This window comes from Dyella sp. OK004 (assembly GCF_900114495.1).
Classification (GTDB): Bacteria; Pseudomonadota; Gammaproteobacteria; order Xanthomonadales; family Rhodanobacteraceae; genus Dyella_D.
The window spans coordinates 74,957-86,018 of record NZ_FOZI01000004.1 but is presented as its reverse complement, the minus strand read 5'-3'; the positions used below and the strand labels follow the sequence as shown (position 1 = coordinate 86,018).

General features: G+C 64.9%; 10 protein-coding genes. 6 read left to right on the top strand and 4 right to left on the bottom strand.

What is annotated here, in order from left to right:
- Nucleotides 1-106: 106 nt before the first annotated feature.
- Nucleotides 107-1,786 carry an LTA synthase family protein gene (locus BM338_RS16560; RefSeq protein ID WP_255367342.1) on the bottom strand — a complete coding sequence of 560 codons (1,680 nt, stop codon included), beginning with the start codon at nucleotides 1,784-1,786 and terminating at the stop codon, nucleotides 107-109.
- A gap of 235 nt (nucleotides 1,787-2,021) precedes the next feature.
- On the opposite strand from BM338_RS16560, the gene BM338_RS16555 reads away from it, so the two are divergent.
- Nucleotides 2,022-4,007, top strand: a complete 1,986-nt coding sequence (locus tag BM338_RS16555) for a bifunctional 2',3'-cyclic-nucleotide 2'-phosphodiesterase/3'-nucleotidase (RefSeq protein ID WP_090452749.1) — start codon at nucleotides 2,022-2,024, stop codon at nucleotides 4,005-4,007.
- 51 nt (nucleotides 4,008-4,058) lie between these two features.
- Here the strand turns inward: BM338_RS16555 and BM338_RS16550 are convergent, their stop codons facing one another.
- Nucleotides 4,059-4,601, bottom strand: coding sequence for a DUF2501 domain-containing protein (locus BM338_RS16550; protein ID WP_090452747.1), 543 nt, complete (start codon nucleotides 4,599-4,601; stop codon nucleotides 4,059-4,061).
- 208 nt (nucleotides 4,602-4,809) lie between these two features.
- Here BM338_RS16550 and BM338_RS16545 point away from each other — a divergent pair, with 208 nt between their 5' ends.
- Nucleotides 4,810-5,052 (top strand): hypothetical protein, encoded by a 243-nt coding sequence (locus BM338_RS16545; RefSeq protein WP_090452745.1) that lies wholly within the window; start codon nucleotides 4,810-4,812, stop codon nucleotides 5,050-5,052.
- Between the two features lie 45 nt (nucleotides 5,053-5,097).
- Here the strand turns inward: BM338_RS16545 and BM338_RS16540 are convergent, their stop codons facing one another.
- Nucleotides 5,098-5,952 (bottom strand): NIPSNAP family protein, encoded by an 855-nt coding sequence (locus BM338_RS16540; protein ID WP_177229391.1) that lies wholly within the window; start codon nucleotides 5,950-5,952, stop codon nucleotides 5,098-5,100.
- 30 nt (nucleotides 5,953-5,982) lie between these two features.
- Nucleotides 5,983-6,555, bottom strand: coding sequence for a hypothetical protein (locus BM338_RS16535; protein ID WP_090452741.1), 573 nt, complete (start codon nucleotides 6,553-6,555; stop codon nucleotides 5,983-5,985).
- Nucleotides 6,556-6,723: 168 nt separating this feature from the next.
- Here BM338_RS16535 and BM338_RS21420 point away from each other — a divergent pair, with 168 nt between their 5' ends.
- The 4 genes from BM338_RS21420 (at nucleotide 6,724) to thrC (ending at nucleotide 10,455) form a co-directional block, all read left to right on the top strand.
- Entirely contained in the window at nucleotides 6,724-6,903 is a 180-nt protein-coding gene (locus tag BM338_RS21420; RefSeq protein WP_143109329.1) for a hypothetical protein, read from the top strand.
- Nucleotides 6,904-7,049: 146 nt separating this feature from the next.
- Nucleotides 7,050-8,156 (top strand): homoserine dehydrogenase family protein, encoded by a 1,107-nt coding sequence (locus tag BM338_RS16525; protein ID WP_090453480.1) that lies wholly within the window; start codon nucleotides 7,050-7,052, stop codon nucleotides 8,154-8,156.
- A complete protein-coding gene (locus tag BM338_RS16520) occupies nucleotides 8,153-9,133 on the top strand; it encodes a homoserine kinase (protein WP_090452737.1) in 981 nt (326 codons plus the stop codon). The genes BM338_RS16525 and BM338_RS16520 overlap by 4 nt, the downstream gene beginning before the upstream one ends.
- Nucleotides 9,130-10,455 (top strand): threonine synthase, encoded by a 1,326-nt coding sequence (gene thrC, locus BM338_RS16515; RefSeq protein WP_090452735.1) that lies wholly within the window; start codon nucleotides 9,130-9,132, stop codon nucleotides 10,453-10,455. Before BM338_RS16520 ends, thrC begins: the two co-directional genes overlap by 4 nt.
- The last annotated feature ends 607 nt before the right edge of the window (nucleotides 10,456-11,062 follow it).

The following is an 11,062-nucleotide window of genomic DNA, read 5'->3' as shown; positions in this document are numbered from 1 at the left end:
CAGGGGGAGGAGCTAAAAGCTCGCGACACTCTGCCCCCTCCCCTGCTCGCAGGGGAGGGTTGGGGAGGGGTAAGCTCTTGCGACACCCTCTCACGAGAGCTCTCGCTTATTCCTCGTAGACGTGCAGATGGTTGAAAGTCCACGCGTGGTAGGACTTCACCAGATCCTGATCGATGCAGTCGCTGTACAGGCCATTGCAGCGCGTACGTAGCACGGTGGAGGCGGAGAAATACGGATCCACCGGCAGGCCCGCCGCCTGCAGCACCATGTTGGGCAGGTGCGCAATGTCGAGCATCGGGTAGCTCGGCATGCTGCGGCCGGGCACGTTGCTCTTGATCATGTAGTAGGTCAGGTAGTGCTTGTACGGCTGCAGCGCGGCGGGCCAGGTGCGCGGCATGTCGCGGATCAGGCCGCCGAACGAAGGCTGGTGGTCACCGAAGTGCACGATCACCGTCGGTTCTTTGCGGGCCAGGAAGTTCTTCTCCAGCCCGCTCATCGCCACGTCGGAGTTGTGCAGGTTGGATAGATAGGTGTTGAGGTTCAGCGCCTGCTTCTCCGGCACGCCTTTGATCAGGCCGCGGTTGAACGGCGCTGGCAGCGTGGACAGCGGGTCCATATCGTGCGGACCGTGCTGAGCCAGGGTCAGGATCATCATGAAGACCGGCTGGCCTGGCTTCTTCACCTTGTCGTAGGTGCGCTTGGCCGCGTCGAACATCTGCGCATCGGTCTCTTCCCACTCGTCCAGCCCCAGTTCCTTGGCGTCGTAGAGATGATCGAAGCCGTAGGCCTTGTAGGCGTTGCGGCCATTGAGGAAGGCGCCGTTGGTCGGGTAGATCGCGATGGTCAGATAACCCAGGCGCTGCAGCTGCTGCGGCAGCGAATCACGCACGTGCGGCGCCAGCACATAGGGCGCATACATGCCGCCGGGGCCGAAGATGTCCTGCGGCATGCCGGTGAGCACGGCGAACTCGCTCACCCAGGTGCCGCCGCCGAAGGTGTGCACGCGGAGCGGGCCGTGCGAGAGCGTGTGCTCGTCCGGCTTGAACATCTGCACCTTGCACTGCGGGATATTGCAGGCGGTGAAATTGGAGGGATCGAAGGTGCTTTCTTCCAGCACCTGCACGATGTCCGGGTACGGCGGCTGCACCGAACCGGGGCCGCCCTGCGCGGTGGCGCTCCACTCCTGCTCGGCCAGCGTATCGCTGGTCATCGCCGGCAGGGAGACGTCGGAGTCGCGGAAGTTGATGAAGAAGTTGGTGAGCTGCGCGTCGTCCGACAGCTTCTGCCACACATCCTTGGCATGCACCTGAGCGAACGGCCCCACCGGCAGCAGACACCCCCAGAACGCCAGCGCGCACAGCACAGCACCACCCACGCGCACGGCGAACGCCTTCGCCGGTGCCAGCGTGGAGAACAAGCGCCGGTCGCCGCGCCACACCAGCCACAGGCCCAGCGGCACCACTACCACGATGCCCAGGGTCAGCTCCCACAGATGCGGGTAATGCCCAAGCGTCTCCAGCAAGCTGGAACGCAGGTAGTAGACGAAGTCCGAGGGCATCAGCGGCGAATCGAGATAGCGCTGCTTGAGCACGGACAGAAAGCTGAGGCCGAGAAACAGCACGCCGGTAACCACCATGGCGGTGGCTGAGCGGGCAAAGGCGAACAGCAGCACCCCAAGGGTGCACAGCATCAGGGCAAATATGAAACCTTGCTGCTGCAGCACCGGCTCCTGTCCCGCGGTGGCGCGCACGCAACCGGCGAAGAAAAGCAGGGCACACAGCCACACGACGCTGTTCCGCGTAACGCGAAACGGTTTTTCCTGCATGTTGCGCAAGGCCCCCTGTCCGGCCGGTGTGTCATCGGGGCGCCATCTTACGGTCTTGCCACGGTCACAGACAGAACCGGAGGTAACGGCCAAATGGCGCCAGAAAAGGGTTCAGCCGGCGTTGGCCCGTTTTCTTCCCGCGAACCGTCATTACGATCTGCTAGCTTCAGCGGCTCGCAAGTTCTTAGGGAATCCCATGACGCCTCGCCTGCTACCCCTCGCCGCCCTTACCGCCGCACTGCTGGCCGGTTGCGCCAGCCAGAGCTTCAAGCCCGGCAAGCTGCCCGAGGGGGCGCGCGCCGATGTGGCGATCCTGGAAACCACTGATATCCACGCCAACGTGCTGAGCTACGACTATTACAAGCTCAAGCCGGACAGCTCGCTGGGCTACGAGCGCACCGCCACCCTGATCCGCCGCGCCAGGCAGGAGTTTCCCAACAGCTTCCTGTTCGATAGCGGCGACACCATCCAGGGCAGCGTGCTGGCCGACTACCAGGCTCAGGTGAAGCCGGTGGCCTGCGATGAGGAGCTGGCGATCTACACCGCCATGGATGCCCTGGGCTACGACGGCGGCACCGCCGGCAACCACGAGTTCAACTACGGCCTGTCCTTCCTGTCACAAGTCACCGGCACGCCCATGAACGTGGATGGCGGCCGCAGCGACCGCTGTGCCGGCCCGCACTTTCCACTGGTGCTGGCCAACGTATTCAGCGCGCGCGACGGTGCACCGATCTTCAAACCGTGGGCGGTGGTGGAGAAGAACGTCGAGGCCTATACGCCGGACGGCAGCAAGATGAGCGTGCCGCTCAAGGTCGGCATCATCGGCTTCACCCCGCCGCCGATCATGGAGTGGGACAAGCAGAACCTGGAAGGCAAGGTCACCGTCACCGGCGTGATCGAAGCGGCAAAGAAATACCTGCCGGAACTGCAGGCGCAGCATCCCGACCTGATCGTGGCCGTGCTGCATGGCGGCCTCGACACCAACACCTATACCCACGAAATGGAAAACGGTGGCTGGTATCTCGCCGTGGTGCCGGGCGTCGATGTACTGCTGCTCGGCCACTCGCACACCGAATTCCCCGGCCCGCACTACAAGGGTATGAAGGAAGTGGATGCCGAGCGCGGCTTTGTGCGCGGCACGCCAGCGGTGATGGGCGGTTTCTTCGGCAAAGATCTCGGCGTGGTCAAGCTGGCGCTGACCCGCAAGGACGGCAAGTGGGCCATCGACAAGCTGCAGACGCATAGCGAAGTGCGCCCGATCTGCCCGCAGAAGAACGACTGCGTGCTCGCCGATCCGGCCATCGCGCCGCTGGTAGCGAAGGCGCACCAGGCCGCCCTCGCGCACGTGAACACGCCGATCGGCCAGAGCCGCGTGCATATGAGCAGTTACTTCGCCGACGTCGGCAACATGACCGCACTGGCCGCGGTGAATGCCGCGCAGCGCGATTACGTGATGACGGAACTGCCCAAGGCACACCCGGAGCTGGCCAACGTGCCGGTAGTCGCCTCCGCCGCGGCGTTCCGTACCGGCTTCGGCGGCCCGGACGATTACACCGACGTCGCCGCCGGCCCGCTGAGCTTGCGCAGCGCCGCCGACCTGTACTTCTATCCGAACACGCTGGCCGCGGTGAAGATCGACGGCGCCGGGCTCAAAGCCTGGCTGGAGAAATCCGCCGAGCGCTTCAACCGGATCGATCCGGCGCAGACCGCGGAACAGCCGCTGATCAACGAGCGCCTGCCCGGCTTCAACTTCGACCAGATCCAGGGCGATATCGCCTACACCATCGACGTCTCCAAACCGGTCGGCGAGCGCATCACCAGCCTGCGCTGGAAGGGCAAGGCGGTGGACGCGAAGCAGGCCTTCATTGTGGTCACCAACAACTACCGCGCCAGCGGCGGCGGCAACTTCCCTGGCCTCGACGGCCACAACATCGTGCTCAGCGCACCCGATGGCACGCGCGAGATTCTCGCCAAGTGGATCGAACGCCACCGCAGCATCACCGCGAAGGACTTGCCGGCGACGTCATGGCATTTCGCGCCGCTGAAAACGCGCGGACCGGTAGTGTTCAAAGGCGCCGCCGGCAAGCAGGCGGTGGCGCAGGCAGCGGGGATCAAGAACGTGCGCCAGGTGAAAGACCATGGCGATGGCACGGCGACTTACGCCATCGATCTGTCGCGATGAGTGTCGTGGACAGGGCGTCGCTCGCGGCGCCGCCCTGTCCTCCTTTGCCGGTTACATACCGATGAAGGATTTACCCTGCTTCAGCACGGTGTCGCAGACCTTGTGGGTGAGCTGCGACTTGAGGTCGCTCGAGCCGCCACTGCTACCACCACCGAGGCTGGACAGATCCATGCTCTTGCCGCTGCCGGTCTGCAGGATGCCCTTGGCACCGCTCAGGTAGCCTGGATCGCTGGTGGCATCACCGCTGGTCGCGGCGGCTTTCTTTTTCTTGCCGCCCAACAAGCCACCCAGCATGTCGCTGGTGCCCGACGATTTGTCGCTGCTGCCGCTTGAGCCGGAGGAACCACCGCCCAGCTTGCCGAGCAGCTGATCCTTGATGCCGGACGCGCCCGAATCGCCGCCGAGGTAATTGTTCTTCACACAGTACTGCAGCAGGCCAGCCACATTACCCATGCTGCCGGAACTCATCGAGCCGCCGCCGCCGGAAAGCAGTCCGCCGAGTTTGCCCAGATCCTGCGCACCACTGGTGCTGCATGCGAGACCGAGCGCGATGGCCAGACCCGTTGTTGCGATACCGCCGATACGCTTCTTCATGTGCGTCCCTCCGTCCGTCAGGTGAGCGCATTCAACACTGCGCTTTGTTATGCCGGCGTCACCGTAAGAAGGCGGCCCAGCCGGATCACTTTGGTCCATCGTGTGTGAATGGATATGGATTTCCGGCGTCGGGGTAGTCCCAAACAGAAGCTTTCTGCAATGCTCGGTTTGCAGGCTCATCGTTCTGCCACTTCAGGGAAGCCAAGTCATGTCGCGACAGCCAAGCTACTGGTTCCCCGCCAAGCGCTACGGATGGGGATGGGGCGTACCGACGACCTGGCAAGGCTGGACGGTTCTGCTGGGCTACGCCGGGGTGATGGCCGCATCCGCGGCGCTGCTGCTTCCGCAGCAACGCAACGCTTTCCTGGTATGCACCGCGTTATGGACCGTACTTCTGGTTGCCATCTGCTGGTGGAAAGGTGAGCCGCCCCGTTGGCGCACAGGCAAATAACGGCTCCGCCGCTCCGCGGACTCTTCCACTCGTAGCCTCACGAACTCACGGCGACGGGTTGCCGCTTTCCAGCCAGCGCAGTCGCGAGCGCGGTGTCGGGTCCATCACCACGCGTTCGATCTCACCGCGCAGCAGCCCGGTGGCGGCGAGCGCTTGCTCGGCGGCTTTCATCGCCGGTGCGGCTTTCGCGTCGAGTGTCGCGTTGTCTTTCACCACGCCCACCCAGACCAGCCACGGACCATCCGTGCGTATCGGCAATTGCGGAAAGTTATTAGGCACGTCGAGCGAAATGAGTACGCCCGCTTCGCGCACACCGTCGATGCGATAGCGCGCAAACGCCGCCTCGGTCTGCTTCGCGAAAGCTTCCTCGCTGCCCTTCTTCACCGGGAAGATCTGCATCACGGCCACACCTTGCGCCCCCTTGGTCTCCTCTACGGGATCGACCGCCGGCAGCACCAGCAAACCATGCTCGGGATGCAGTGGCTGCAACAGGATCACGTTGTCGCTGTCGGGCAGGATGGCGTTGACCTTGCTGCGATGCTCCTTCCATAGCGGACCGTAATAGAACTCGGCGCAGACCACCGGGCGCGCGGACAGATCCTTGTAACCGCGCAGCCAGGTGAAGTGATTGGGATTGCCGCGCTCGAGGAATTGCCCGAACACCATCGCGCCCAGTTGTTCGAAGGCCTCCGGGAAATAGGTATCGAAGTACTTGGCGAAGCGTGCGCGCGCACCATCGCTAGTGGTGTAGCGGCGCAGTTCGATGGTCTGGAAGCTGGACAGGTGTTTCACGCTTTCGGCCTGCGCCGCAGCGTTGCCCGCGGGCGCGGTTTGCGCGGCGGCGGCGCAGGTGATGACCGAGGCCAGCGTGCCAGCCAGAAGACGTTCAAAGCGATTCATGGTTTGCCCTTGATGTGGTGTCATGACGGATCAGCGCGTGAAGTCCATGGTCCAGTTGGTTTCCCAGGACTTGCCGCCGTCCGGCGAGAACGCCTGCTCCCAGGTCACATGGTTCGGCCCGAGCCGCCGCCAGGTGGTGCGCACGGTGATCGGTTTGCCGGCGTAGGTGTCCTGGCCTTCGAAGTGGCCGACATCGCCCGTGAAGCCACCGGTAACCGGCGGCTGCAGCACGCCGGGTGCGCTGCGGTTTTCCACGAAGTACTCGTTCCATTGCCGGGTCTTCGGGTTGTAGAGCTGGAACGCGACGCTGACGAAATCCTTCCAGTGGTCGGTGCGGTAGTGCTCTTCGTTGCCGAGGTTGCCCGGCAGGGCGATGAATTCGTCAGTGGCATCGAACTCCACCCAGTCATGCGAGCCGGCCAGGCGCTTGGGCAACTGCCGGTTGTGCACGTGCCAGGGGCTGCCGCGGAGGAAATCCAGATCCCGGGAGCTATCACGCGCCGCTGCCGGCATATCCGTCTGCGCGGCGTGGCTTACCCACGGCGTCACGGCGGACAACAGAAGCGTTATGGCGGCAACGGCAAGGCGCGTCTTGATCGGCATGGCGGGCTCCAGGGCGGAAGGTGTGTCGGTGCCGCATCAAGTTAGGCAAGTAACAGGACGGAATTCGCCCTCGTTTCGCTGCCGTCGCCAGAACCCATTCCAGGCAGCCCGGACCGGGCCATCCCACCCTCGTAAAGTTTCAGATGAACCTGTTGACTGCGGTGCAGCATGGCTCGTATGGTCAGCCACATGTCGCCGCTATCCGCGCCAGCCCGCATGTATCGCCACCCGGCTTCCACCGGGAGCATGACGTTGTCCGCTGGCGTCATCGCTGCAGCTATCTCCGCCACGACTATTACCACCGGTACCGGTACCACCGGCCACGGGTGGGTGTCAGCGCGCGAGTAATCTCTCACACGCAACGGCCCCGCCCTCGATGAGGCGGGCCGGCACACACCGAACCGCCAGCGAGACGGGGCTCCAACCAGGAGACCACCGTGAACGTTCTCGCACCACTACTCGACAAGGCTCATCAAGAGCCGCCTAAACAACCGCTGCTCCAACGTGCGCTGCCGACGACCACTCCACGCCGCCGTACGCTGGCCGTGGGTCTGATCGGCCCCGGTCGTGTCGGCAGCGCCCTGCTCACCCAACTGCGTGCGGCGCAGGGACGTCTGTCCGAAGCGGGACTTGAGCTGAGACTGTGCGGCGTCGCCGCCAGCAAGCGCATGTGGCTGGACTGCGACGACCCGGACCTCAATTACCGCTGCGACCGCGCGCAGATCTGGCGCCCTACCGACCTGCAGCAATTCGCAACGCATATTCGCGGCGACGACAGCCGTCACGCCCTGCTGATCGATTGCAGCGCCAACGATGTCGTCGCCTCACACTACGCCGACTGGCTCGCCGAAGGCGTGCATGTAGTAACCCCGAACAAGCTCGCCGGCAGCGGCCCGCTATCGCGTTGGGAAGCGATTCGCGCAGCCTGTCGCGCCGGCATGCGTTTCCGCTACGAAGCCACTGTCTGCGCGGGTCTGCCGGTGGTGCAGACGCTGCGCGACCTGCTCGATACCGGCGACGAATTGCTCGCGGTGGATGGCATGTTCTCTGGCACGCTGGCCTGGCTGTGCAACCGTTACGACGGGCAGCAACCGTTCTCCGCGCTGGTGCGCGAGGCGCACGCGCTGGGTTATACCGAACCGGATCCGCGCGACGATCTCTCCGGCATGGACGTGGCGCGCAAGCTAGTGATCCTCGCTCGCGAGGCCGGCTGGGCGCTTTCGCTGGACGATGTGGAAGTACAAAGCCTGGTGCCCGCCGAACTGGCCGCACTCTCCGTCGACGACTTCATGGCGCGGCTCGATGAGCTCGACGCCCCGATGGCCGCGCAGTTGGCGATGGCCCGCGCGCACAACGGCGTGCTGCGCCACGTCGCCAGCCTCGACCGCAACGGCCGCGCCAGCGTGAAATTGGCCGTACTGCCCTCATCTCATCCGTTCGCCCATACGCGGTTGACCGACAACGTGGTCCAATTCACCACGCGTCGTTACCACGACAATCCGCTGTTGGTGCAGGGACCGGGCGCCGGGCCGGAAGTGACGGCGGCCGGAGTGTTCGGCGACTTGCTGCGCATCGCCGAATCGCTGGAGGCGCGCGCATGAACGCACAACTGGTGGAATCGATGTCTGTCTTGCCGCAACGCGCCCTCTCCGCTCACGCCGAATCGCCCGCCAGCGTCGGCAATGTCGGCATCGGCTTCGACATCCTCGGCCATAGCGTGGCGGGCGCTGGTGATCGCGCCGAAGTGCGCCGAATCGATGAACCGGTAGTACGCATCGCTGCGATTGATGGCTGTGTCGATGCGCTGCCGATGGACGCCGTGAAGAACACCGCCGGCATGGCGCTAATGGCGCTGCGCAAGGCGCTGGGCCTGCGACACGGTTTCGAAGTGGTGCTGCACAAAGGCATAGCGCTCGGCTCCGGCATGGGCGGCTCGGCCGCCTCCTGCGTGGCCGCGCTGGTCGCCGCCAACGCCTTGCTGGAACGCCCGCTACCCGCCGAATCGCTCTACGGCTTCGCGCTGGAAGGCGAAGCCGTCGCCAGCGGCGGCCGCCACGGCGACAACGTGGGCCCGATGCTGCTGGGCGGCCTGGTACTCGCTACCCGCGATCGCCTGGTGCGTGTGCCGGTGCCGGAACATTGGCATTGCGCGCTGGTCCATCCGCACATGGTGCTCGAGACACGCAAAGCCCGCGCGGCCTTGGCCGGCGACTATCAACTCGGCGAATTCGTCGCGCAAAGCGCCAATCTTGCGCTGGTGCTGGCCGGCTGCTATCGCGGCGAAGCCGCGCTGGTCCGCGACGGCCTGAAAGATGTGCTGGTGGAACCGCGCCGCGCGCCGCTGATTCCCGGCTTCAACCGCGTCAAGCAGGCGGCGATGGATCACCACGCACTCGGCGCCAGCATCTCCGGCGCCGGCCCCAGCGTGTTCGGCTGGTTCGAGCAGCGCGAGGACGCCCTGAAGGCATCCGCCGCGATGTCGGCCGCGTTTGCCGAAGCCGGCCTGGACAGCGATGTGCTCGTCTCGCCCATCAACGGCCCCGCCGCCACGCTAGTCGACGCCACGAGGAAGGCATGAGCGAACCCCTGCTTTATCACAGCACACGCGGCGCGCGAGACGGCGCGCGCATCGATCAGGTGATTGCCGCCGGCCTCGCGCCGGATGGCGGACTCTATGTTCCCGAGGCCCTGCCTCGACTCGATCCGGCCACCTTCGATCCGCACGGCAAACTGGCCGACACCGCTACCCGCCTGTTGATGCCGTTCTTCGCCGGCCACCCGCTGGCCGAGGTCCTGCCAGCCATCTGCGCGGAGGCGTTCAACTTCGAGGCACCGCTGCGGCCGCTGCCGTCCCATCCCGGCGCATCGATGCTGGAGTTGTTCCATGGGCCCAGCGCGGCATTCAAGGATTTCGGCGCGCGCTTCCTCGCCAGCTGTTTCCGCCGCCTGCGCAAGACGGGCGAGCCACCGCTGACCATCCTGGTCGCCACCTCTGGCGACACTGGTGCCGCGGTAGCCGCCGCCTTCCACCGGCAACCCGGCGTGCAGGTGGTGATTCTTTATCCCGATGGCCTGGTCTCGCCGCGCCAGGCGCATCAGCTCGGTTGCTTCGGCAATAACGTGCAGGCGCTGCGCGTGGCCGGCCGTTTCGACGACTGCCAGCGCATGGTGAAGGCCGCGCTCAACGACGCCGCGCTGCAAGCGCAACGCCCGCTGTCCTCCGCCAACAGCATCAGCCTCGGCCGCCTGCTGCCGCAGATGGCCTACTACGCGCACGCCGCGCTGCGCTGGCACCACGATCACGGTCGCCCGCTCAACTTCATCGTGCCTACCGGCAACCTCGGCAACGCCCTTGCCTGTCTGTGGGCGCGCGAGATGGGCCTGCCCATCGGCGAGGTCGAACTGGCTTGCAATGCTAACGAGACCCTCAGCGACTACTTCGACGGCGCGCCGTACACACCGCGCGCGGCCGTCGCCACCCTGGCCAATGCGATGGATGTCGGCGCGCCCAGCAATTTCGAACGACTGCACTGGACCTTCCCGCACGACGACGAACTGCGCGCCCTGGTCAACGCACACAGCGTCAGCGACAGCACCATCCGCGACACCGTGCTACTCCACGCTGCCAAGCATGGCGAAGTGTTCTGCCCGCACACCGCAACCGCCATGCACCGGCTCGACCAGCGCAGTGAGCGGCAAGACTGGGCCGTGGTCGCCACCGCGCATCCGGCCAAGTTCGAAAGTGTGGTCGAGCCGTTGATCGGCCGCTCCGTGCCGGTGCCGCCGGCTCTGGCGGCGATGCTGGATCGGTCGGCGCAGGCGGAGCCGCTGGAGGCCAGCGATGAGGCTTTGAAGCTTTGGCTACTTCAGTCCCAGGCTAGAACGCGACGCACAGCCTGAACTCCCGTCCCTGCTTGCAGGGGAGAAACTGTGTTGAGGGTTCGGCCCTTGCGATATCCCCACCTACTCGTCATCCCTGCGCAGGCAGGGATCCAGTGGCGTTATCGCTTGGTTGTCGCGTCTGCGTGCCCTGGCTCGCCTGCCGCGGGCTTCCGAACCGCTGCCGCGGCTCGGGTCACTTTCTCTTTGCTGGCCCACGCAGCCGCAGGAGCGAGTGCGAACAGCGCAGCTGGCCCGAAGGGCGGAGGGCATGGATGCCCGGAGTCAAGAGAAAGTAACCAAAGAGAAATGGCCTGAAGAGCAGGCGGCGGGCTTTGTAGCTACGCCTTTTCCAGTGTCAGGCGTCTAGTCGGCCTTCCACCCATAGATACTCCCTGTGAGCAGAGATAGGGAGCGCGCTAGCACCTGGAACACTAGCGAAAGCCGGGAGAGGCGGACGTTCCATTCGCCACAGAATGGTTTCAGATGGCGCGGAGGCCGCATCCTGCATTTCCATCCAGCCATCTGGACGTCCAAATGTGATCGGGCGAACTTTTTCAAACTATTTCACAAGAAACTGTTGACAGCCCCTTCCACGGCCGTTACGTTCGATCACATGTCGCAGCGC